Origin of the sequence: Pueribacillus sp. YX66 (assembly GCF_041725775.1) — a bacterium.
GTDB lineage: Bacteria > Bacillota > Bacilli > Bacillales > UBA6769 > Pueribacillus.
In genome coordinates, this window is sequence record NZ_JBEUEL010000005.1 from 100,762 (window position 1) to 125,419 (window position 24,658).

25 protein-coding genes and 1 other RNA gene are annotated in these 24,658 nt (G+C 36.3%); 21 read left to right on the top strand and 5 right to left on the bottom strand.

The genetic code is table 11. The features are described 5' to 3' along the window. The first annotated feature begins 61 nt into the window (after positions 1-61). The 5 genes from ABU914_RS03875 to ABU914_RS03895 all read left to right on the top strand — a co-directional run bounded on the left by ABU914_RS03875 (position 62) and on the right by ABU914_RS03895 (position 3,624). The gene (locus ABU914_RS03875) at positions 62-547 is read left to right on the top strand and encodes a cell wall elongation regulator TseB-like domain-containing protein (protein ID WP_379668441.1); all 486 of its coding nucleotides are present in this window, start codon (positions 62-64) and stop codon (positions 545-547) included. A 34-nt stretch (positions 548-581) separates the two neighbouring features. Continuing rightward, the gene (locus tag ABU914_RS03880) at positions 582-1,766 is read left to right on the top strand and encodes a pyridoxal phosphate-dependent aminotransferase (RefSeq protein ID WP_379668442.1); all 1,185 of its coding nucleotides are present in this window, start codon (positions 582-584) and stop codon (positions 1,764-1,766) included. Between the two features lie 54 nt (positions 1,767-1,820). Next, positions 1,821-2,498, top strand: coding sequence for a DnaD domain-containing protein (locus ABU914_RS03885; protein ID WP_379668443.1), 678 nt, complete (start codon positions 1,821-1,823; stop codon positions 2,496-2,498). Between the two features lie 66 nt (positions 2,499-2,564). Next, positions 2,565-3,230 (top strand): endonuclease III, encoded by a 666-nt coding sequence (gene nth / locus ABU914_RS03890; RefSeq protein ID WP_379668444.1) that lies wholly within the window; start codon positions 2,565-2,567, stop codon positions 3,228-3,230. Further along, positions 3,217-3,624 carry a YpoC family protein gene (locus tag ABU914_RS03895; protein WP_379668445.1) on the top strand — a complete coding sequence of 136 codons (408 nt, stop codon included), beginning with the start codon at positions 3,217-3,219 and terminating at the stop codon, positions 3,622-3,624. The genes nth and ABU914_RS03895 overlap by 14 nt, the downstream gene beginning before the upstream one ends. A gap of 28 nt (positions 3,625-3,652) precedes the next feature. On the opposite strand, the gene ABU914_RS03900 is transcribed toward ABU914_RS03895, so the two are convergent. Beyond that, positions 3,653-6,178 (bottom strand): PBP1A family penicillin-binding protein, encoded by a 2,526-nt coding sequence (locus ABU914_RS03900; protein WP_379668446.1) that lies wholly within the window; start codon positions 6,176-6,178, stop codon positions 3,653-3,655. 45 nt (positions 6,179-6,223) lie between these two features. Next, positions 6,224-6,820 (bottom strand): Holliday junction resolvase RecU, encoded by a 597-nt coding sequence (recU, locus tag ABU914_RS03905; RefSeq protein ID WP_379668447.1) that lies wholly within the window; start codon positions 6,818-6,820, stop codon positions 6,224-6,226. A gap of 357 nt (positions 6,821-7,177) precedes the next feature. Between recU and ABU914_RS03910 the strand changes: the two genes are divergently transcribed. From ABU914_RS03910 to ABU914_RS03980, 15 genes are all read left to right on the top strand, one after another. Beyond that, positions 7,178-7,705, top strand: coding sequence for a MerR family transcriptional regulator (locus ABU914_RS03910; protein ID WP_379668448.1), 528 nt, complete (start codon positions 7,178-7,180; stop codon positions 7,703-7,705). Positions 7,706-7,745: 40 nt separating this feature from the next. Next, a complete protein-coding gene (locus ABU914_RS03915) occupies positions 7,746-8,114 on the top strand; it encodes a YppE family protein (protein ID WP_379668449.1) in 369 nt (122 codons plus the stop codon). Between the two features lie 385 nt (positions 8,115-8,499). After that, positions 8,500-8,973: a diaminobutyrate acetyltransferase gene (gene ectA / locus ABU914_RS03920; RefSeq protein ID WP_379668472.1), complete on the top strand. Its 474-nt coding sequence runs from the start codon at positions 8,500-8,502 to the stop codon at positions 8,971-8,973. A 43-nt stretch (positions 8,974-9,016) separates the two neighbouring features. Further along, positions 9,017-10,297: a diaminobutyrate--2-oxoglutarate transaminase gene (gene ectB, locus ABU914_RS03925; protein WP_379668450.1), complete on the top strand. Its 1,281-nt coding sequence runs from the start codon at positions 9,017-9,019 to the stop codon at positions 10,295-10,297. Between the two features lie 30 nt (positions 10,298-10,327). After that, the gene (locus ABU914_RS03930; RefSeq protein ID WP_379668451.1) at positions 10,328-10,714 is read left to right on the top strand and encodes an ectoine synthase; all 387 of its coding nucleotides are present in this window, start codon (positions 10,328-10,330) and stop codon (positions 10,712-10,714) included. A 460-nt stretch (positions 10,715-11,174) separates the two neighbouring features. Continuing rightward, entirely contained in the window at positions 11,175-11,495 is a 321-nt protein-coding gene (locus ABU914_RS03935; protein ID WP_379668452.1) for a thioredoxin family protein, read from the top strand. A gap of 149 nt (positions 11,496-11,644) precedes the next feature. After that, positions 11,645-11,884 carry a CotD family spore coat protein gene (locus tag ABU914_RS03940; protein WP_379668453.1) on the top strand — a complete coding sequence of 80 codons (240 nt, stop codon included), beginning with the start codon at positions 11,645-11,647 and terminating at the stop codon, positions 11,882-11,884. A 176-nt stretch (positions 11,885-12,060) separates the two neighbouring features. Next, positions 12,061-12,372, top strand: coding sequence for a cell division regulator GpsB (gpsB, locus tag ABU914_RS03945; protein WP_379668454.1), 312 nt, complete (start codon positions 12,061-12,063; stop codon positions 12,370-12,372). Between the two features lie 62 nt (positions 12,373-12,434). After that, positions 12,435-12,829: RNase P RNA component class B (rnpB, locus tag ABU914_RS03950), an RNA gene on the top strand. Between the two features lie 128 nt (positions 12,830-12,957). Beyond that, complete coding sequence (locus ABU914_RS03955; protein ID WP_379668455.1) at positions 12,958-14,103, top strand: THUMP domain-containing class I SAM-dependent RNA methyltransferase; 1,146 nt, start codon at positions 12,958-12,960, stop codon at positions 14,101-14,103. A 51-nt stretch (positions 14,104-14,154) separates the two neighbouring features. Next, positions 14,155-14,574 (top strand): CoA-binding protein, encoded by a 420-nt coding sequence (locus ABU914_RS03960; RefSeq protein ID WP_379668456.1) that lies wholly within the window; start codon positions 14,155-14,157, stop codon positions 14,572-14,574. 169 nt (positions 14,575-14,743) lie between these two features. Next, positions 14,744-16,738: a DNA topoisomerase IV subunit B gene (parE, locus tag ABU914_RS03965; RefSeq protein ID WP_379668457.1), complete on the top strand. Its 1,995-nt coding sequence runs from the start codon at positions 14,744-14,746 to the stop codon at positions 16,736-16,738. Between the two features lie 16 nt (positions 16,739-16,754). Continuing rightward, complete coding sequence (parC, locus tag ABU914_RS03970; protein ID WP_379668458.1) at positions 16,755-19,184, top strand: DNA topoisomerase IV subunit A; 2,430 nt, start codon at positions 16,755-16,757, stop codon at positions 19,182-19,184. A gap of 151 nt (positions 19,185-19,335) precedes the next feature. Further along, on the top strand, positions 19,336-19,584 hold the full coding sequence (locus ABU914_RS03975; RefSeq protein ID WP_379668459.1) for a hypothetical protein: 249 nt from the start codon (positions 19,336-19,338) through the stop codon (positions 19,582-19,584). 18 nt (positions 19,585-19,602) lie between these two features. Then, positions 19,603-21,039: an FMN-binding glutamate synthase family protein gene (locus tag ABU914_RS03980; protein ID WP_379668460.1), complete on the top strand. Its 1,437-nt coding sequence runs from the start codon at positions 19,603-19,605 to the stop codon at positions 21,037-21,039. Between the two features lie 75 nt (positions 21,040-21,114). Here ABU914_RS03980 and ABU914_RS03985 read toward each other — a convergent pair whose 3' ends face one another. From ABU914_RS03985 to ABU914_RS03995, 3 genes are all read right to left on the bottom strand, one after another. After that, complete coding sequence (locus ABU914_RS03985) at positions 21,115-21,693, bottom strand: Maf family protein (protein ID WP_379668461.1); 579 nt, start codon at positions 21,691-21,693, stop codon at positions 21,115-21,117. 92 nt (positions 21,694-21,785) lie between these two features. Next, a complete protein-coding gene (locus ABU914_RS03990; protein WP_379668462.1) occupies positions 21,786-22,637 on the bottom strand; it encodes a deoxyribonuclease IV in 852 nt (283 codons plus the stop codon). Between the two features lie 554 nt (positions 22,638-23,191). Further along, a complete protein-coding gene (locus ABU914_RS03995) occupies positions 23,192-23,587 on the bottom strand; it encodes a hypothetical protein (protein ID WP_379668463.1) in 396 nt (131 codons plus the stop codon). Positions 23,588-23,804: 217 nt separating this feature from the next. Between ABU914_RS03995 and ABU914_RS04000 the strand changes: the two genes are divergently transcribed. After that, the gene (locus ABU914_RS04000; protein ID WP_379668464.1) at positions 23,805-24,431 is read left to right on the top strand and encodes a peroxiredoxin; all 627 of its coding nucleotides are present in this window, start codon (positions 23,805-23,807) and stop codon (positions 24,429-24,431) included. Positions 24,432-24,658: the final 227 nt, after the last annotated feature.

Genomic DNA, 24,658 nt, shown 5'->3' on the forward strand with positions numbered 1-24,658 from the left:
TGATTTGCAAAAATAACGATAATCGTTGAAAATATAGAAGTGTGCTATAGAAGGGGATACGATGAAAAAATGGGTCTTCATTAGTATTATCGTAATTTTTTTATTTGCTATAATTCAATCTGCTTATTTATATCACAATGCTTCAAAACCGTTTTCAAATGAACAAGAACGAGCTATAAAAATTGCTAAAAGCAGTGTGGAAATAAACGACATACTAGAGGTAACTTTTTTTAACGGGGATGAATCCTATCAGGTCGTTCGTGCATTAGATGAACAAAATGAAGAAATCATCATTTGGGTCCCAGAAAAAAAACCAGATGATATTATGATTGAAAAAGCACGAAACGGACTTACCGAAGAACAAGTGAAAAAATATGCACGATCTGAATTTGATATTAAAAAATTACAAAATGTTCGCATCGGAATGAAATATAATATTCCCGTTTGGGAAATTACATTTATTGATTCTAATGATCGATATAGCTTTTATTATTTACATTTTGACGGAAAAACGTGGATTGAAAATTACCGTTTAAAAGCGATTTAAACATAGAAAAAAATGTGAAACTGGGGGAAATACAATGCAATTATCGAAACGAGCGTCATCTATCTCACCATCTACAACATTAGAAATTACAGCCAAAGCTAAAGCACTTCGAGCAGCAGGACACGATGTTATCGGACTCGGGGCTGGGGAACCTGACTTTAATACACCAAAACATATTATTGAAGCTGCGTATCATTCTTTAAATGAAGGGCTTACAAAATATACACCTTCAAGTGGTTTACCAGAATTAAAAGAAAGCATCATCGAAAAATTTCGTAACGATCAAAATTTAAAATACAGTTCGAATGAAATCATTGTATGTTCTGGGGCAAAACATGCTCTTTACACATTATTTCAAACCTATTTAAATGAAAAAGATGAAGTGATCATTCCTACTCCCTTTTGGGTAAGCTATCCTGAGCAAGTAAAACTAGCTGGAGGCATTCCGATTTACGTTGAAGGAAAAGAAGAAAACTCATTTAAAGTCACTCCTGAGCAGATCGAGGCTGCGGTTACTGAGAAAACAAAAGCGATTGTACTTAATTCGCCTAGCAATCCTACAGGTATGCTCTATTCTAAAGATGAACTCGCCGCCATTGGACAAGTATGTTTAAAACATAACCTACTAATCGTATCAGATGAAATTTATGAAAAATTAACATATGATGGTGCAAAGCACATATCAATCGCCGAGGTTTCTGAAGAACTAAAAAACCAAACAGTCATTATAAATGGTGTCTCAAAGTCACATTCTATGACAGGGTGGAGGATCGGGTATGCAGCTGGAAATGCTCAATTAATTAAAGCTATGACGAATCACGCTAGTCATAGCACCTCAAATCCTGCAACTGTTTCTCAATATGGTGCAATCGCCGCGTATAATGGACCTCAAGAGCCTGTAGAAATGATGAGACAAGCATTTGAAGAACGGTTAAACAATCTATATGAAAGGTTAATAGAAATTGAAGGATTTACTTGCATTAAACCGCAAGGTGCTTTTTACTTATTTCCAAATGCGAAAGAAGCTGCATCACGTACTGGCTATTCATCTGTAGATGAATTTACAAAAGCGTTGCTTGAAGAAGCTAATGTTGCGCTCGTACCAGGTTCGGGCTTTGGAGCACCTAATAATGTTCGCTTATCTTATGCAACTTCACCAGAAATTCTAGATGAAGCGATTGTGAGAATCGCACGTTTTGTTAGGGAACGAATGAAATAAAACATGTTTAAATTACATGCCTCACGTTAAATCGATAAATGGGGTGTCAAACAATTGAAAAAAGAACTTTTAGAAAAATGGTTCAATGAGGGCGCCATCTCGATCCCTAATTTACTACTTCAGCATTATAAACAGATCGATATGAATGAAATTGAATGCATGTTAATCATTCAAATTTACAGTTTCATAAGTAAAGGAATTCACTTTCCAACCCCCGATCAACTTTCTGAACGTATGACATTATCAAGTGAAGATTGCATGCAGTTAGTGAGAACATTGATTCAGAAAGACGTATTGCTCATCGAAGAACATAAAGAGCCATATTCTGAATCATACTCACTCTCACCATTGTGGAAAAAGCTATCTGCCTTCATCGTAAATAATGAAAAAAAGATAGAAGCGACTATAGCAGAAGAAAACCTTTATACACTGTTTGAAAACGAATTTGCTCGACCGCTTTCACCGATAGAATGCGAAACATTGGCGATGTGGATTGATGAAGATAAACATTCAACAGAACTTATAAAAGCGGCTCTAAAAGAATCCGTACTTTCCGGAAAATTAAACTTTCGTTATATTGATCGAATTTTATTTGAATGGAAGAAAAACGGGATAAAAACAGTCGAAGAAGCACATACCTACGGTGAAAGATTCAGACGTCAACCGCAAAGACAAACTCAAGAGAAAGAAGTAAAATCAAACATAAGTTATCCTTTTTATAATTGGCTTTAATTGAAAGCGGGCAAAAACTGTCCGCTTTCTTATTTGTAAACTAAAAATGGAGGCTTAATCAAACGAATGTTAACGAAAAAACAAGTTCTATATGTCCTCGATGAAATCGATAAAATGTTTCCAAATGCACATTGTGAGCTACGTCATTCAAATCCATTCGAATTATTAATCGCTGTTTTGCTGTCAGCTCAAGCAACAGACGTCCTCGTCAACAAAGTTACAGAAAACCTCTTTAAGAAATATAAAACACCTGAAGACTACTTATCTGTTCCTTTAGAAGAATTACAGAATGACATTCGCAGAATCGGACTTTATCGCAATAAAGCGAAGAATATTCAAAAATTATGCCATATGCTTCTGTACGAGTACGAGGGCGTTATTCCGCAAGAACGCGATGAATTGACGAAATTTCCTGGTGTCGGAAGAAAAACAGCTAATGTCGTCGTTTCAGTTGCCTTCGGAATCCCTGCAATTGCTGTCGATACACACGTAGAGAGGGTAAGCAAGCGACTTGGAATATGCAGGTGGAAAGATTCTGTTTTACAAGTTGAAGAATCATTAATGAGGAAAATTCCAAAAGAACGTTGGTCACAAGCACATCATCAACTTATATTCTTCGGGCGATATCACTGTAAAGCACAGTCCCCGAACTGCGATATATGTCCGGTTTTAGATCTATGTCGAGAAGGTCAGAAAAGGATGAAAAGGAGAGGGAAAATTGTACAAAAATGAGCATGATTTTATGCAATTTTTTCATGCTAATCATCCTCCTAAAGACGTAAGTGTAAACATAAACACCCTATTTGAAAAGTGGAACAAACGAGCAAACGAGCTTAAAAACCTGTATGAAACACGTGATAGCGAAAAAGCATTTAAGTCCATGTGTGAAGGGATTTTATCATTTCTCTATGCCCTTTTTATAACGAATGGACATTCAATTATAAAAGTCGATATTCATCAATGGAAAGAAGTAACAAAAAATTTTACCGTCAAACCTGTTAATACAACTGAACGACTCAACTTTATCATTGAACATCCAACACAGTACCATTCTTTTGTACAACTAAACTTACTTTACAAAGAACTTATTAAAAAACGTGCCGTTCATAATTTAAGAATAAAATAAATGCATCGGCTAACCCGATGCATTTATTTTATTCATTTTGATTTGGTCTAGCTGTGTTAGGAAGATTTGGCCTACCTTGTTGCACACCTTGTGGTGAGACCGGTCTGTCACTTGTATTTTCTTCTTCTTCATCAGAAGGGTTTTCCTCTTCATCTTGCTCATCTTCCTCTTCTTCATCACCATCTTCAGGCGGTTCAGCCGGATCTTCCTCTTCTTCAACCTCAGCAGGGATCTCAATGGTGACTGAAGCAGGATCACTCTTTACACCTTTTTCTTCGTTAACAGCAACCACTTGGAATACGTATTTCGAACCTTGTGTCACATTTGGTACAGTTAATGATAAATCAGATGTTGGCGCTAATGAACTCTTCTCACCATTAACTGACATACTAATTTCAAAGATTACATCATCAGCATGAGAGTGATTCCATGACAAATATATCGACTGTGAATCCTCATCATATTCAGCAGTTAACCCTGTCGGTGGTTCAAGTTTATCATACGTATCCGATATTTCACTAGGCTCGGTTCCACGAACAAACAATTCGTAGCTAATTTTATCTTTCGGTGTGAAAGCACTTGGTTTTTTCTCAGTACCGATCTCAATCGGAACTTCAACAACTGAACTTGGCTTTTTAAAATCTGGTGTCTCAATTCCTTGTGATGCTTGAGTCAACACTTCTTTTACAATTGTTTGAGCTACACGGCTTCCAATCTCATTCTTTATATAGGTCTCTTGCGTCGTTTCTTCATAACCTGTCCAAACAGCCGCCGTATACCTCGTCGTATAGCCAGCAAACCAACCGTCTGACGTACCATTACCAACAATGCCTTCCTTAAGGTTTGTTGTTCCTGTCTTTCCAGCCATTGGTAAGGAAGGGGCACGACCGCGTGTTCCTGTACCGCTTTGGACAACTGTTTTTAACATATCTGTCACCATATAGGCAGTATAATCACTCATCGCTGCCACTGGTTCAGGTTTAGTATTAATTTCTCGTCCATCAGGGAAGACGATTTTCCTAACTAAATGCGGTTCGTTATAAATTCCTTCATTTCCAAAAGCAGCATAGGCTCCTGCCAACTGCAATGGAGAAATACCATGTTTAAAACCACCGATCGCATAAGAAGGAGTAACTTCATCATTTTTAAGTGGAATTCCCAGTCCTTCTGCAAATTCTCTTGTTTGGTCTGCGCCGACTTCAAGAAAAGTATTTACAGCCGGGACATTATATGACCACTCTAATGCATTTCGCATCGCTACCCGACCACGGTGCGTACGGTCCCAGTTGCGGATTTCGTGACCGTTAATGACTAATTTTTCATCTTTAATTAATTTTGCTGTCGACCATTTCAAATGTTCAATTGCAGGACCATAAGCAAGAATAGGCTTAATGACGGATCCTGGTTGACGAGTAATTTGTGTCGCAAAGTTTAGCCTTCTTTTCTGCTTTTCTTCTTCTAATTTATGACGTCCACCACCAACTGCTCTTACCTCGCCAGTTTCTGTATCAAGTAGGATAATCCCTGTTTCGAATTTTTCATCTGGATAGTAGTTATCATTTTCGATTATTTCTTCAACGTGTTCTTGTGCCTTTATATCTAATGTCGTGTGTATCGTTAAGCCGCTTTCATAAATATCACGAGAAGATAAACCTTCTATTTGTTCAACTTCATTAAACACTTGATCAATAAACGCCTCATATTTCGTTTCTTCTTTTTCTTTTACATTCAACATATCCGCGACTTTAATCGCCTTCGCTTCTTCTGCTTCCGCTTCTTTAATAAACCCGTATTTCAACATTGCCGAAATAACCGTATCTCGTCTTTTTTCAGCTGCTTCAGGATTTGTTGACGGATCAAGATAATGCGGACGTTGCGGAAGCCCTGCTAAAAGCGCTGCTTCAGAAACAGTTAATTCATCAAGTTCTTTTTGGAAATATGTTTCCGCCGCTGTTTTAATCCCATACGCACCTTTACCGTAATAAATTTTATTTAAGTACATTTCTAAAATTTGCTCTTTTGAATAACGTTGCTCTAATTTTACAGCAAGGTAAGCTTCTTGTACTTTTCTCTTAATTGTTTTTTCAGGTGTTAAAAACGAACGTTTAATTACTTGTTGACTAATCGTACTTGCTCCTTCAGAACCGTAGCCTTCTCTAACGTTTGCAACAACGGCTCCGAATATTCTACGAACATCAAGTCCAAAGTGCTCATGAAAGCGAACATCTTCAATCGCTAATGTCGCATCTTGTACAAGTTCGGGAATTTCCTGTATCGAAACAACTTCCCGATTCTCGGCTCCAGACATCGTAGCAATTTCTTCATCATCTTTATCGAGAATTGTAGATGAAACAGGATCTTTCAACAGTTCTGGATTTAATTCAGGTGTACCTCGTAACATCGCAAAGACTGTGACTGTTCCAACGATAAACATAATTAATAATATGATCGCAAGCACCGTGAGAATGCGTTTCGCAAGTCCTTTCTTTGTCTTTCTAGGTTGTTTTTGTAATGCTTTTCGCCTTTCTGCCCTTGAACGATATTCCTCACTCATAACAGTTTCCTGCCTTTCAAAAAGGTAGTTTCATTGAAAACACAATTAACCAAAATAAATTTTATCAATAACTGATAGATAGTCAATTCTAGGTTGATACTTTATCGGGACAACTTCGCCATGTTGTTTGACATATGATAATGGAATCGATTTGCGTCCATCTTGTAAATGATCGTCCCAAAATATAAATAGGTGGTCGACACCTAATATAAAAATCGTATCAATATGAACAAATTTTAAAATAACAAAACAAATTCCACCTTGATTAACAACATTTTTCATATGTTCAATTTGGTGTGAATGAAAATTATTTAATGGAAATGACGTTTTATTTCTCGTTTCTTTCGCTTCAAAATCAATATATTTTCCGCGATAAACACCATTGTAGTCGGTTGTTGAAGCAAGCTTGAAATATGCCTCTGTTATGACAGCTGCACTTCGCTTCGGATAATCAACATTAACAATTTGAATTGGTGTAGGTTTTTTATGGATGACTGCTTTTCCTGTTTGCAAATAAAATTGATTCGTTACGTTTATATCTTCTTCAAGAGTCATCCCTCGGTTACCGAAATTTGTTTTCGTTTTCTTTGTGTTTTGTTCACTAAATGGGATGAATTTTTTACCATTTGGATAATGAAACATCGTTTGTCTCCTTCATTCCAAACTATGAATAAGAGAACAGCCTTTCTCTTTGAATTGATTTTACCGCTGATTCATAAAAAAGCAAACTATTATTACTTAAAAATTGTGACAAAATTGCACTTTCTTTGCCGAACAGTTACTAGTTTTGTCAAGTGAGAAGGGACTTCGCTTCATACATAGAATACATGGTCAATACTGAACGTATAAGAGGATGTTCAATAAGGGGCTGAAAATCCACTGTGCATTTCTTCGTTACGGTCTAAAAAACACCGTCGGTTTTTTTATTCCGTGCCTCGATCTGCTTACACGTCTGATCCATGCCCTTTTTTGAACACGAACTATAAGGAGGTATTCAAAATGAGAACGGTCTTTAAAACAAAAGAAGTGTCTCAAGAATTAGGAGTTAACCCGACAACAGTGCAAAGATGGGTGAAATATTTTAAGCTTCCTTGTGAAAAAAATGAACATGGGCATTATCTATTTAACGATACGAACATTTTACAATTAAAAGAAATTAAACAACAACTAAATCTTGGTTTACCAATGTCGCAAGTTAAAGTTACACACTTAAATGAATACGATTTTACGGGAGCAGAGGACATGACACACAATAAAATAAACGATGTGTTAAAGAAGTTTAACGCCATGACTACTCGTTTAGAAAATGTAGAATATCAATTAGGAGAAAAAGCGACGAACGTCGTTAATATCCAATTGCTACAACATCGGCGTGAACTAGAAAAACTATATAAATTAGTCGAAAACTTAAAAAGCGAAATTGAGCAATTAAAAGCTGAAAAACCGAAGGAAGAGGATGTTATTCCTTATAAACAAAAACAAAAAGCACAAAGAAATTGGTTTGCTAGTTTTTTAAATATGCTTTGAGAGGTTAATTTGATAAACTGAAATCGTTGGGGGTGTTCCATTGAATACTAACGATTTACAAAAATTGCGACATTTAACAAATCAACTCTTAAGTTTTAACAAACAAGCATTTGAAAAATATGCGACAGCAAAAGCAGATGATAGTTACGTTGCTGATTTTTATAAAGATGTAAAACCTTTCGCTGACGAAGTTTTTAACACAGCTTCAAATTGGAAACAGTTAGCCTTGGATTGGCTCAAAAAGGAAGAAATCAAATATCTTTATCCTCAACAAATCGAAGATTGTTACGAAAATTTATTAATCGTTTCAGTTAAAGCTTTTCAAAAAGACACAGGTCGAAGGCGATTTAATGAAATGATTAAGTCCATCGATTATGTATTAAACACAATATTGTCCCGTATTGCATAACTGATTTATAAAAAAACTGGCAAAACGCCAGTTTTTTTGTTAGAAAAATGAGCTTATTTTTGTATATAGTCTCATATAACGTGATTATTCACGATCTCGTCATATTGGCTCACGCATCATTTTAATCCCTCATCTATTATAAATTCTCCTATATGATAATACTGTTAGAACGACGATATGGCCGTTATTAGTAGTAAATAGAGGGTAATTCCTTCAGTCTCCAGTTTATAGAGAATAAATCCAAAATACTCAAATTTTTTCCTTTTGCTTTTTCCAATCGTTCCCTTTATGCTGACTCATAACGTTGCTCCATGAAGTTGGGAGGTGAAAAGCACTGAGCACTACACTGCTAAACTCTTCACCATTATTAAAAAGTGAAAACACTATATTTAGAGAACCGACTGAAAATGATGGTTCGAAAATGTATACACTTGTTAAAAAAACGAAAGTCCTCGATTTGAATTCACCATACAGTTATTTAATGTGGGCAAAATATTTTAACAAAACTTCAATTATAGCGGAAATAGACGATGAACTTGTAGGGTTTATTTCTGGATTTATTCAACCCCACTCCCCTCATACGTTATTCGTATGGCAAGTAGCAGTAGACAAATCTCAAAGAGGGAAGGGACTAGCAACAAACTTGTTAGTAAATCTTCTAAAACAACTTGAAGACAAAAATATTCACTATCTGGAGGCAACTGTAACCCCTTCAAATCTACCTTCAAGAAATTTATTCACAGGTTTAGCGAATAAATTAGAAACAAACTGTAAAGTAAAAGAATGTTTTTCAGCTGAACAATTCCCTGACTCTACGCATGAACCCGAGTTTACTTATCGAATTGGTCCGCTTAAATAAATTTTAAAAAAGTTTTAAATTTTAATGGAGGTATGTAAACTTAATGACGACTGTTAAAGAAAAATCTGAAGTTGGTCTAAATATTTTTGAAAAGTACGAATCAGAAGTCAGAAGCTACAGCCGCAGTTTTCCTACTGTATTTAAAAAAGCAAAAGGCTACAAAGTATGGGACGTTGACAACAAAGAATATATTGATTTTTTTGCGGGTGCTGGAACTTTAAACTATGGGCACAATAACGAGCAAATGAAAAAGCTACTTCTCGATTATATTGAACAAGATTTTATTACGCACAGTTTAGACATGGCAACTGTTGCAAGGGCAGAATTTCTAGAACGTTTCAATGAAGTAATCCTTAAACCACGCGACCTTGATTACAAAATAATGTTTCCAGGTCCGACAGGAACAAATACAGTTGAAAGTGCATTGAAGTTAGCTAGAAAAGTAACTGGTCGTGATAAGGTGATTAGTTTTACGAATGCATTTCACGGTATGACGATCGGTTCACTATCCGTTACTGGAAATTCCTTTAAACGTATCGGAGCAGGAATTCCTTTGAACAACAGTGTATCAATGCCTTTTGATAATTATCTAGAAGATGGAGATTCAATTGCTTATATCGAGCAATTTCTTGAAGATAGCGGAAGCGGACTAGATATGCCTGCAGCAATCATCTTAGAAACGGTTCAAGGAGAAGGAGGAATTAACGCGGCTAGCTTTGAATGGTTAAGAGAAGTCGAAAGAATATGTAGAAAGTTCGATATATTGCTAATTGTCGACGATGTTCAAGCTGGATGCGGGCGAACAGGAAGTTTCTTTAGCTTTGAACCCGCTGGAATAAATCCTGATATCGTCTGTCTCTCAAAGTCAATCGGAGGTTTTGGTCTTCCAATGGCTTTAACGTTAATTAAAAAAGAGTATGATATTTGGGAGCCAGCCGAACATAACGGCACATTCCGAGGCAACAATTTGGCGTTTATCGCAGCTACCGAAGCATTGCGTTTTTGGGAAACTGATGAATTCTCAAAAGAGATTGCTGATAAGTCTAAAATGATGAGCGAATTTCTTGAGCAAATTGTAGATGAATATAAGGAGTTAGATGCTGAAACGCGAGGCAGAGGGTTAATGCAAGGCGTTGCATGTAACAAAGCTGGGCTTTCTGTAAAAATTTGTGCCGAAGCATTTAAAAGAGGACTTTTAATGGAAACGTCCGGACCGAATGATGAAGTTTTTAAGTTTCTACCTCCTTTAATTATAGATAAAAAAGGTTTAGAACAAGGTTTTTCAATTGTAGAAGAAAGCATTCAAGCAGTCTTAAATCAATAGCAAATGTAACATCAAAAGGAGAATATCGACATGATCGTTAAAACATTAGATGAAATTATTAATACAGAAAATGATGTTAGAGCTGAAACATGGGCAAGCCGGAGGTTTTTATTAAAAAAAGACGGCATGGGATTTTCTTTCCATGAGACAATCATTTATGCTGGTACAGAAACACACATCTGGTATAAAAATCACTTAGAAGCCGTTTATTGTGTTGGTGGAGAAGGTGAAATTGAAACGATTGCAGACGGAAAAATTTATCCGATTAAAGACGGCACGATGTATGCATTAAACGAGCATGATGAGCATTATTTACGCGCAAAAACAGACCTCAGATTAATTTGTGTGTTCAACCCGCCACTCACTGGTCAAGAGGTCCATGATAAAGATGGAGTTTATCCACTATTAGAAGATTAATATTTTTTTTAAAAAAAGCAGCAGGTGTGAATCGATGGTTCCTCCTGTTGCTTTTTGCTATGATTTTCTTTAAAGCCATCTTCTTGTGCTGTAAAGGGACTCGAAGTCTTTGATAAAGACGATTTAACCGTCGTGTATGTTGTTCAACCACTCGATTTAAACGCGTTATTTCACGATTTTGACGTTCATTTTCTCGTTTTAAAGCAGTGACCCGTCTTTGAAGATTTGATACGAAAGGTTGTTGTCTTTCAAAACTTTCATCTTGATCCTGCATATTGTAAGGCTCATACTCTAAAAACTGCTGGTACAGATAAAAAAAATTCAGGTTGAAAATCGTAAAAATTTTTCACACTCCCTGTATAAATATTTAGGTAAATATGCCATATCATATGACTATACGAGCAAGGGGTTAGGGCATTGTTCAGAATCACAAAAAATATTAAAAAAGGAATTTTTGCAAATGAAAAACATTGAAAAATTAAACGAAATAAAAGAAATCATAGCAAAACATAAAATTACGTTGCTATTTATTTCACAACCAAATTGTTCAGTTTGTCACGCATTATTACCTCAAGTTGAATTACTTCTGAAGAAATTTCCAAACATTCAATCGCTACATATTGATTCAGAAAAAACTCCGGAAATTATTGGGGAATACTTAATTTTTTCGGCACCAGTAGTTATTGTACTTGTTGATGGCAAAGAAATGATTAGAAAAGCGAGGTTCGTCCCCATTAAAGAGCTTGAAGACGACATCACTAAACTGATTAATGCAATATAATGTAGTTCATTAAAAGCATAAGTTTCAATAAGCTTTCATAAGTTATTTATGGTACATAACCAAAATAGTTGGCTGTCCTATTACAAATTATAATGGTTAAACATAAAGTAGTAGTGTAGCGAATATTAAAGGGAGGAGAGATTTTTAATATGAGTTGGTTCCCTAGACAGCCAAGACCTACTACTTTACGACCTATTGTGTGTCCTACGAGAACAATCGTGAAAAATGTATATCACCCATATGTCGTTCCTGTTATACATCCAACCCATACGAAATATAATCATCACAAAATTTATCAATACCAGCACCACTGTCCGCATACGGTATCACATCACCAGTCTGTCTCTCATCAACACGTGAATTGTAATTGTCCTAGATGCCGTTACTAAAAAAGAACGACTCGAACACGTAAAACCTTTACTTTTAAAGTGAAATACCTCCTCATTACACCTAAGAACGAACCTAAAATACAGAGGTTCGTTTTCTTTTTAAAAACGAAAATTGACAATTTCATAAGCATCTGAAAAAATAAGAATTAAATGGAATGAACAAGTGAGGTGGACAGATGAAACCCGAATATAACATTCAATTGACTCCGAAAGATGTCTTAGAAAAAGATTTTAAAATTAGTGTACGTGGCTATAAACAAGATGAAGTCGATAAGTTTCTCGATATAATAATAAAAGATTATGAGCGTTTCCAGATTGAGTTCGAAAAATTACAAAATGAAAACACACGTTTAAAAAGGGAATTAAACAAATTAAGCGAGTTACAAAAAAGAACAAATACATCAGCAGGCAATACAAACTATGATATCTTAAAACGTTTATCTAACTTGGAAAAGCACGTTTTCGGAAGTAAACTTGCCGAGGATTAACCGTGAAAACTTGCAATACTCTTATTATTATTATATAATGAGGAGTGGTCAATTAGTAAGTAACGTTCAGGTAATCGCTGCATTTTTTCAAATGTAGAGGAAAGTCCATGCTCGCACGGTCTGCGATGACCGTAGTGTTCGTGCCTAACGAAACAATAAGTTAGGGTAATTCAGTTTTTTGACTGAATTAACGGCTGGACAAACACCTACGTCATAATGCGTTATGATAAGGTGTGCGCCTATAAAAGTGCCACAGTGACGTAGTTCTCATGGAAACGTGAGAAGTGGAACGCGGTAAACCCCACGAGCGAGAAACCCAAAATAATGGTAGGGGAGCTTTCTCGAAGGAATTGAACGGAGAGAAAGCCGGATTATATATCCGGAGATAGATGATTACCACCTGAGTACGAGGTGAAAACCGTTCGCAGTACAAAGGTACAAAACATGGCTTATAGAACGTTACTTACGTGACTGCTTTATGACAAGTCCTTTCTAACCTAAGGACTTTTTTCATTTACATAATCGGATAAAACAAAATCGTTTAACTGATAATAATGTTTAAGAATATACAATGGAGCCAATACAATGAATCATTTTACGCTAATTGCAACGGCGGCAATGGGAATTGAAGCGCTCGTGGCGAAAGAAGTAAAAAACTTAGGTTTTGAAAACGTTAAAGTTGATAACGGAAAAGTTATGTACGAATCTAGCTCAAAAGGAATTGCACGTTCAAATCTTTGGCTAAGAACAGCAGACCGTGTAAAACTTTTAGTCGGAGAATTTAAAGCGACAACATATGATGAGTTATTTGAACAAACAAAAGCATTACCTTGGAGCGATTTATTACCTCGTGATGCTAAATTTCCTGTTATCGGAAAATCAATAAAATCGAAATTATACAGTGTTCCTGATTGTCAGGCAATCGTAAAAAAAGCGATTGTTGAAAGCCTTAAAGAGAAATATAATGTTTCATGGTTTGAAGAAACGGGAGCAACATACCGAATTGAGATTGCATTACATAAAGATATCGCAACGTTAACGATTGATACGAGCGGGGATGGACTTCATAAACGAGGATATCGTTATTTACATAATGTAGCACCATTGAAAGAAACGTTAGCTGCTGCGATGATTATGCTAACAAATTGGCAATATGATCAACCTTTTGTCGATCCATTTTGTGGTTCTGGCACGATTCCAATCGAAGCAGCGATGATCGGTCAAAATATTGCTCCGGGTTTTAATCGATCGTTCGTTTCACAAAAATGGCATCTTCTAAGTTCTAAAGATTGGAGAGAAGCAGCAGAAGAAGCTGAAGACTTAGCTAAATATGATCGTAACTTACAGATAATGGGAACTGATATTGATCATAAAATGGTTGAACTTTCCGTAAATAACGCCGAAGAAGCTGGCTTGTCTGAACTTATTACATTTAAACAAATGCAAGTAAAAGATTTTCACCGAAAAGAAGTTGGCGGCTACATTGTCTGTAATCCACCCTATGGAGAAAGGATAGGAGAGAAAATTCAAGTGGAACAGCTTTACCGAGATATGGGGGAAACATTTCAACAGTTCCCTACTTGGTCTGTCTACGTACTGACTTCAAATGAAAAATTTGAAACATTTTATGGCAAGCGAGCTACAAAAAAACGCAAACTTTACAACGGTAGAATAAAAACAGATTACTATCAATTTTTCGGGGAACGAACCAAATCATTTGGAAAACATTAGATGTATCGTTTATACTGCATATAACAAAGCTAGATTTTAGGGGTGAAAATTATGTCAGCTGAAGACTTAGAAACAACCATTAAAAAAATTATTAATGAAAAGAAAAGAATTGCTGTCGTCGGATTATCTGACAATCCCGAACGTACTTCTTACACTGTAACGGAAGCGATGCAAAATGCTGGTTATGAAATTTTTCCTGTAAACCCAATGATCGATGAATGGAAAGGAATTCCTGCTTTCAGTTCTTTGAAAGAAATTGACGACCACGTTGAAGTTGTAAATGTGTTTCGACAAAGTAAATTTTTACCTGAAATTGCGAAAGAAACGGTTGAGATCGGTGCTGACGTATTATGGGCACAACTCGGAGTAGAACATGAAGAAGCTAAAGAATATGCCGAAAAACATGGTGTGACCGTCGTTATGAATCGATGCATTAAAGTAGAACATGCAAAATATAAAAATAAAGCATAAACAAAACTCGGCATTGCCGAGTTTTCTCTTTCTACAAAAAATTCATGTTTTTAATAGTCATTTATGCTATTCTAATATGGAACTTTTTGCTTATTTCAATAGAAACGTGCGTTCCCTTATGGTAAACTAAATTTACGGTTAGTTTTTTGAAAGGAGTTCAACTGCTTTTATGACAAAAAATTATATTGAATATAATGATGACACGATCCAAGTGTTAGAAGGTCTAGATGCAATTCGAAAACGTCCTGGAATGTACATAGGGAGCACTGATAGTCGAGGATTGCATCATCTTGTCTACGAAATTGTTGATAATTCCGTTGACGAAGCGTTAGCAGGATTCGGAAATAAAATTACAGTAACGATTCATGAGGACAATAGCGCGAGTATAAGTGATGAAGGGAGAGGAATGCCTGTTGGTATGCATCAATCGGGCAAACCGACTCCCGAAGTCATTTTAACTGTGCTCCATGCGGGTGGAAAATTTGGACAAGGTGGTTATAAAACTAGTGGGGGACTTCATGGTGTTGGAGCAGCCGTAGTAAATGCCTTAAGTGAATGGTTAGAAGTAACAATTCATCGTGATGGTCAAACATACTGGCAACGGTTTGAAAGCGGTGGAAAACCAGTAACAACCCTAGAAACAATTGGAAAAACAAAAAAAACGGGAACAACGATTCAATTTAAACCTGACGCTTCAATTTTTTCAGTTACAACCTTTAATTATGACACATTAAGCGAACGTTTACGAGAAGCTGCTTTTTTATTGAAAAATCTTAAAATTGAGCTTATTGATGAACGATACGACAATAAAGAAACATACCACTATGAAACAGGAATTGAAGCGTTTATCGATTATTTAAATGAAGATAAAGAAACTCTTCATCCTGTTGTCATGTTTGAAGGTATTCAATCTGATATTCAAGTCGAATTCGCATTTCAATATAACGATGGCTTTACAGAAAACATTTTATCATTTGTTAATAACGTGAGAACAAAAGACGGCGGTACACATGAATCTGGTGCAAAAACAGCAATGACACGTGTCATGAACGACTATGCTAGAAAAGTACAACTTCTAAAAGAAAAAGACAGTAACTTAGACGGCAGCGATCTACGTGAAGGATTTACAGCGATCACCTCTGTAAAAATTTCAGAAGATAAGCTTCAGTTTGAAGGCCAGACAAAAGGAAAACTAGGTACAACTGAAGCCCGTTCAGCGGTTGATGCCGTCATCTCTGAGCAACTTACATACTTTTTAGATGAAAATCCACAAACTGCAGAAATGCTTATAAAAAAAGCAATTCGAGCTTCACAAGCAAGAGAAGCAGCTAGAAAAGCGAGGGAAGAAGCACGTTCAGGGAAAAGAAATCGAAGAAGAGACTCGATTTTAAGTGGAAAATTAACTCCTGCCACATCGAGAAATCCCGAACGTAATGAGTTGTACCTCGTTGAAGGAGACTCGGCAGGGGGCTCGGCAAAGCAAGGAAGAGACAGACGGTACCAAGCTGTGCTTCCACTCCGAGGTAAAGTAATCAACACTGAGAAAGCTAGGTTAGAAGATATTTTTAAAAATGAAGAAATCAATACGATTATCCATGCGATCGGAGCTGGAGTCGGTCCAGACTTTACAATCGAAGATATCAATTACGATAAAATCATTATTATGACAGATGCGGATACAGACGGTGCTCATATTCAAGTGTTACTCCTCACCTTTTTCTATCGATATATGAAGCCATTAGTCGAAGCTGGTAAAATATTTATCGCATTACCCCCGCTTTACAAAGTAAGCAAAGGCAGTGGACAAAACGAAAAAATAGAATATGCCTGGAGCGATGATGACTTACAAAAAGCGATAAAAGCTGTCGGAAAAGGTTACAATATTCAACGATATAAAGGTTTAGGAGAAATGAATGCAGATCAACTTTTTGAAACGACAATGAACCCTGAAACGCGAACACTCATTAGAGTGAAGATCGAAGACGCAGCAAGAGCGGAAAGAAGAGTGACAGTATTAATGGGAAATAAAGTTGAACCGAGACGAAAATGGATTGAGTCAAACGTTCAATTTGGTCTGAACGAAGACACGAACATTCTCGATAATGAAAACATACAAACAGAACAGACAAACAATGAAAAGGAACAACTCGAACTAGAATTTTAATAAGGGTGATTAATAGGTGACTCAGGCAGAAAAATTTCTTGACCTACCGCTTGAAGAAGTAATTGGGGACCGTTTCGGTCGTTATAGTAAATATATAATCCAAGATCGAGCATTGCCCGATGCTAGGGATGGGCTAAAACCTGTTCAACGAAGAATTTTGTTTGCGATGCATCACGACGGCAATACAGCAGATAAACCGTATCGAAAAGCAGCGAAAACAGTCGGAAACGTAATCGGAAATTATCATCCGCATGGAGACTCATCTGTATATGAAGCAATGGTAAGAATGAGTCAAGATTGGAAAGTTCGATATCCACTCATTGAAATGCATGGCAACAATGGTAGCATCGACGGAGATCCACCTGCTGCAATGCGTTATACCGAAGCGAGACTATCACCAATTTCTTCTCAATTGTTGCGGGATATCGAAAGACAAACAGTAGAGTTTGCCCAAAACTTCGACGATACCCAAGAAGAACCTATCGTCCTACCGGCTATGTTTCCAAATCTTCTCGTTAATGGTTCGACTGGAATTTCCGCTGGATATGCAACAGAAATTCCACCGCACCATTTAGGAGAAGTCATTGATGCAGTCATTATGCAAATGGAAAATCCCAACTGCACGTTAGAAAATTTAATGACAGTTGTAAAAGGTCCTGACTTTCCTACTGGTGGAATTATTCAAGGGCTTGATGGAATCAAAAAAGCGTATGAAACAGGTAAAGGAAGAATTATAGTTCGCGGCGTTGCTACTATCGAACGTCTGCGTGGCGGGCGTGAACAAATAACGATTACTGAAATTCCAGCTGATGTCAATAAGGCAAACTTAGTTAAAAAAATAGATGAACTCCGTCTTGATCGAAAAGTTGAAGGGATCGCTGAAGTACGTGACGAAACAGATCGCACGGGACTGCGAATTGTTATTGAGTTACGAAAAGATGCGGACGCAAATGGAATTTTAAATTATTTGTACAAAAATACTGATTTGCAAATAACATATAACTTTAATATGGTTGCAATTTATAATAAAACTCCTCAACTAATGGGTTTAAAAAAGTTGTTAAACGCTTATATTGAGCATCAAAAAGAGGTCGTTACGAATCGTTCAAATTACGACTTACATAAAGCGAAAGAAAGATTGCATATCGTTGAAGGTCTTATCAAAGCGATTTCTGTTCTTGATGAAGTAATTACAACGATTCGTCAATCTAAGGACAAACAAGATGCCAAAAAAAGATTAAGCACACAATTTGGCTTTACCGATCAACAGGCTGAAGCAATCGTCACTTTACAACTTTATCGTTTAACTAACACCGACATTACAACGTTACAAAAAGAATTGACCGACTTAGAAAAACAAATTAAACAACTTGAATCTATATTAAATAGTGAAAAAAAGTTAATTCAAGTCATTAAAAAAGAATTAGTTCTTGTTAAGAAAAAATATAGTGATGACAGGCGTACGAAGATTGAAGAAGAAATTGAGGAAATTAAAATTAACCTGGAAGTCACTGTGCCACAAGAAGATGTCATTGTTACAGTTACGAGAGATGGTTATGTTAAAAGAACGAGTTTACGCTCATATAGTGCGTCTAATCGAGATGATATCGGAATGAAAGAAACGGACAGATTGCTCGTCAAACTCGATATGAATACGACCGATACATTACTATTATTTACAGATCAAGGCAATTATCTTTATATTCCAGTCCATATGCTCCCCGATATTCGCTGGAAAGATCCGGGAGTGCATATCGCTAATCTCGTGTCAATGGAGGAAAAAGAAAGTCTCGTAAACGCCGTTCCAGTCAAAGATTTCGATTCAGATGAATATGTAATTTTTATTACAAAAAACGGTCTCATTAAAAAAAGTGAATTGAAACTTTATAAAGCTCAACGAACATCTCGCTCACTAATGGCACTTAAATTAAGAGAGGGCGATAAAATCGTTTACGTTGCAAAAACAACAGATAAAAACGACGAAATTATTATTGCAACAAAAAATGGCTTTTGCTTACGATACCTCTTAAATGAGGTCAACCCTGTTGGTTTAAGAACATTAGGTGTGAAAGCAATTGAATTTAGAAAAGTCAATGACGAAATTGCAGGTGCAGTTATAGTAAATGATGAAATAGAAAATGACATACTCGTTATAACCCAACGGGGTGCATTTAAAAAAATGTCCCCCAAACTGTTTGAACGGTCAAAGCGAGCGAGACGCGGTGTGCCAATTTTAAGAGAATTAAAAGCAAACCCACATGAGATTATTGCTTTTCAATTAATTGGAAAAAAAGAAGACGTACATGTACAAACAGAAGCGAACAAGATTACGATACTTTCATCAGCTTCAATTCGTCACGGAGACTTTACGAATAACGGCTCATTTTTAATCAATGTTAAACAACTCGGCTCTATTAATGACGTTTGGACAATGTCACTTGAGTAAAATTACGTACCCACTTTTCATAGTGGGTATATTTATTTTATATATTCGTTAGCAGTGGAACTACCTGGATAGCTGTTTTTTCTTTTATAGAATAATCTTTCAGTTATTATGCAAAATAAGACCAATCTTAATTGAAGGAGTGGAATAAAGAATGAGTGAACATTTACAGCAAACACTTTCCTATCTATCATCGGAAATCAATCGAATTCAAACGATAGCAGGAACACTCTCAACTGTTGAAACCGAACATCATAAAGAATTGACAAATCTAAGTGATGATTCTAAACTGCTACAAATCGCGTCAGAAGAACAAAGCGCATCACGGCAATTAGGAGAAATTAAAAACATTTGTTTAGCTCTATCTCAAAAAATTGAAGATTTACAAAGCAACTTACCTTAATAAAGAAGGTGAACGGCCATGTTTAATTTTGTCAGTCGTCTAACAAGGAAAATAGCGAATGAAGTAGTAGATAAAGCGTTAGAACGTGTTACAAAGGATCAATACACCGAAAATTTATTCGAAATGATTCCTGTTGCAAAAAAAGTGGGTGTCATTAATTTAATGGAAAATGTAATGCGTGCCGAACAAGGAATTCCACCCGGCAGACCACTTGGTAGCCATATGCGATTTTCACCATGGGACAAGCTTTTATTTAATCCGGTTCACTTGCACCGTTTTCCGACGCCTGAAAACGTCGGAATCGTAAGTTCGGTTACAATCGGAAAAAAAGCAAAAAAACCTTTAACAATTTCAACTCCAATTATGATCGCTGCGATGTCATTCGGTGGTGCCTTAAGCAAAAACACAAAAATTGCACTCGCAAAAGGAGCATCAAAAATCGGCACAGCTACGAACACAGGTGAATCAGGTCTAATGGAAGAAGAAAGAGAAGCAGCGTCACTATTAATCGGGCAATACAATCGTGGCGGCTGGCTTAACGAACCTGAAAAATATAAAAGGCTTGATGCAATTGAAATCCAACTTGGTCAAGGAGCACAAGGTTCAACTCCGCAAAGAACATCGGCAAAAAACATTGGTGAGGAATATCGGGAAGTATACGGACTCAATGAAGGGGAAGATGCACTCATTCACTCGAGATTACCGGGCGTTGATACAAAAGAACAATTTATTGCGCTTGTAAAAAGATTAAAGGAGGAAACAGGTGTTCCAATTGGCTTAAAAATTGCAGCTACACACCATCTTGAAAAAGAACTTCAAATCGCCTTGCAAGCAGAAGTCGATTTTATTACTATTGACGGCGCAGAAGGAGGAACCCATGCTGCACCTCCAATATTAGAAGATGATTTAGGTTTACCTACAATTTATGCCGTTTCTAGAGCCTCGAAATTTTTAGTAAAAAAAGAGGCGAAAAATAACGTCAGCTTAATCGCAACAGGTGGCCTCGTTACACCTGGAGACTATTTAAAAGCACTCGCACTTGGAGCAAATGCAATTTACATTGGTACAATCGCGGTTATGGCCTTAATCGGAGAGCAAATGACAAAAGTTTTACCTTTTGAAGCACCAACAGGGATGGCCGTTTATAATGCAAAAGCGACAGATCAGTTAGATGTTGATAAGAGTGCAAACAATTTGTTCAACTATTTAAATGCAGCAACACAAGAAATGGGACTCGTTTGTTACTCACTTGGTAAAACAAGCTTGACCGATGTGTCAATGAGCGATTTATGTACATTAGATCCATTTTTATCAAGAGCTCTAGGAATTGAATTAGGTTATGTTTCTCCTGAAGAACAAAAGCAATATTTTGAGGGATTTACAGATTTACCGTTACACGAAATGACACGACAAAACAACATTGCTGATGATCCATCACAAGAACAACTTCATTAAAAAACTAAGGGGCCAAATCTTATTTTGTGCTCCCCTAGCTTTATTTTTGGTTCCTATAATATATATTATGTAAACTTAATAATTTCTCGTCGGATATACAGAAAATTCTTTAAGCTCTCTTACGACACGAGAAATCGGTAATCCAACGACATTATAGAAATCGCCGGTAATCTCCTTTACAAACATAGCCCCAAGACTCTGGATTCCATAAGCACCTGCTTTATCATACGGGTTATCTGTCGCTACATACCACTCGATTTCCGATTTGGATAATGACCAAAAAGTTACTTTCGTCTGCTCCACAAATATCCTCTCATCATTATATGAATGAATTATGACCCCAGTAAATACATCATGAACATCTCCGCCTAACGCTGAAATCATTTTGAAAGCCTCTTCCCTATTTTTTGGTTTTTCAAATATCGTTTGGTTGTATGAAACGACTGTATCTGCAGCTAAAATGACTTCATTATTATCTTGTATTGGAACATTCCTGCCTTTACGGATTGCCAATTGTTTCACTTTTTCTTCTGGATCACTTGTAATGATTTGAGATTCATCAACGGTTGGATTACGAACTGTAAAAGGAATTTTCACTTGGTTTAGAAGTTCCTGTCGTCTTGGTGACGATGATGCTAAGATTAGCGTTTTCATTACTGCTTCAGCCTCCTAATTTTCCTAATTTTAAACCTATTTAAAGTATCCATTCGTTTATTGAAATAATCTTTAGAAACTGGATTTCTCTTTTAATTGTTTTTCAAATGTTTTCCCCACCTCTTCTGCAATAACATTATTTCCTTTGCATGAGATACTTCTTCTTTCGGCGTTTCCAAAATAAATGGAATGTCATTAAGCTGAGGAGTCTTTACAATTTGGTCAAATTGATTTTCCTTTATATAACCTGCACCAAAAATGAGTGCATGACGATCTTTTCCTGAACGAGTAGCATAGTTTGAATTGTTAAAATGAACAACCTCTAAATGTTCAAAATAGTCTAACTCAACCCCTTTAAGAAATAGTTGAGACCAATTTTCACCGTCCCATAACCCACAGGAAAACGCATGACATGTATCGAAGCAAAATCCGACTTTTTCAGGATAATCACATAATTTTCGAATTTGAGTAAGCTCTTCTAACGTCGTTCCGAATGCTCCGGGGAATCCCGCATTGTTTTCTAATATAAGTTTCCCCTTCCCTTCCCATTTACTTAACACGTCATTTAGCATGTCTATTATTAGTTTGTAACTTTGGAGGGTACTTAATGATTGCAACCGTTTTCCAAAATGTACGACAACCCCTATTGAACCACATGCTTCTGCAATCTCTAGATCATTTAATAACGAATGAATGATTTGTTTGCGCTTTTCATTATTAGATGGGGTTAGGCTAGTCGGATAAGGAGAATGAGCAACTGATAAAAGATTATTTTTCTCGCAAAACAATTTACATGTTTCTGTATCATTTCGATCGAATTGTTTTAATGATAAGCTTTTCGGGTTTTTCGAAAAGTATTGAAACGCAGAAGCATTTATCGCTTCTGCTCTTTTAGCAGCACCTATATACCCTTCCTTAATCGATAGATGACAACCGAATTTCATTATGAAAACTCCTTCATAATATTTACATCGTTTCATACCATTCTTCAACAATATTTCTATTATCCACTGAAAACGACTATTTCTTGCGTCAGTTAAGGAAATATTTCCTTTGTATGGAGCATAGAAGGATAAATGACACGTATTTATTAAAAGATGGAACAACACTTTTACGTGGATTTAGACATGACCCTTCTAGCCACTAGATGAATGTTGTGCCTGAACAAATCATCCTGGTCAACGATTCAAGTCGGAGTGATTGAGGAAGTAGAGATACATAGGAGCTTGTAAATATCCACAAGTAGACATACGTACAAGTATATCAATTCTAGTTATTCAGATATTTGGAGTTTGAATGGTTTCATCTACCATTAACAAACAGAGGTCTAAAACGAGTATGGGGCGTAGTAGACTCATATGGTAACGGAACGTACAAAAACGCCCGTGAAGTAGACGAAATGAGTGGTAACCCTATTAGTAATTCTCATCTCAGTGGCTGACAAAGATGAAGGATAAGTTAGCCTAGCTTATGGTGGCTTACAATTAACTGTGCCGCATTACACTTTCTTCACAATAATGGCTTTCGTATTTTTAAAATGTTTACAATCATTGATTTGCTCTTCTTCAATAATTCCTAACGTAATCGCTGATTCAATTTTTTTCTGATCCGGTTTTTTAATCACTTGAATACAGTCATGTAAATTTAACTCCTCTAGACGCTTCACCGTTTTCGCATCATCAAAGTAGTTCGATTTTCTAATTTGTCTTTGCAATTTATATTGTCCGATATATATTTCGCCCTTTTGATTTTCTCCTGCTGTTTCGTCAAAGTAAAGATGGAACGATTGATTTAACTCTTTCATTTTCTTTTCTATCTCTTTTTTACGTTCACTCAGTTTAAAGTATCGTTCTAAGTCTTGTTCTGTAATAGATTGATGCTCTTGTCGTGGCATATTCTTTCCCTCCGCTGTATGAGTTACCTCATTTTATGATTAGAGGGAACAAAACATTCTTCAGTATACCTATTTAGCAAAAATATACTCCAATGAGATGAAAAGATAAACAACAATGTTGACGATTTTTGTAACATAAGCATATACATAAATTTAAGCTCTAATGTTTTAATAAGCATCATACGCTTTCAAAATTTAAAAATTGAGGTGAAAGCAGTTGAAAAATGAAAATTTTGATCAACCACTTTCGGTAGAACAATTTAGCCATCAACCTCTCCCTTTTTGTGCTTCTAGAGGTGACTACGCGCCACTGTTTACTGCTGATGCCTATGTGAATCATCAGATTCAAACTGTAAGTCTTGAAGAGCTACGTGGTTCGTGGGCGATTTTATTTTTCTATGCAAGCGACTTTACATTTGTTTGACCGACTGAGCTAGCAGCAGTTGCTGCTATTTATCCACAAATAAGAAACTTAGGTGCGGAATTATGGGCAATTAGTACAGACAGTATCTATTCACATAAAGTGTTTAAAGAAACATCTCCATCAGCGAGACTCGTGCAATACCCTTTGTTAAGCGATCGCAATCATTTCATTAGTCGTGCCTATCGGGTTCTCGATAACGATGCTGGAACTGCATTTCGGGCTACTGTCATTGTGAATCCTGAAGGTATAATTTCTGCGAAACTTGTATATCCACTAGAAGTCGGAAGAAACACTTATGAGATTCTTCGCCTTCTACAAGGTATTCAGTACGGTAAACAAACGGGGTTAGGCGTTCCAGCCAATTGGGTACCGGGAATGCAAGGAATTTCAAGGCGAACTGAAGACATTGGAAAAATATAATTGACCAAACATGATTCTGTTTTTTTAGTCAATGATTATATATTCTATTTAGTATTGAAGGCAGATTGTCATTAAAATTAATCAGATCAAACACATAAATATCATATAAATACTAAACTCTATGGTACCGTCAAGAATTTTGTGTAAGTCGATAGGGCTCTCACTTGAACTGTCAATATAATGGTGCTTAAGCAACCTTAACAACTATACAAAAAATGTCAGAAGGT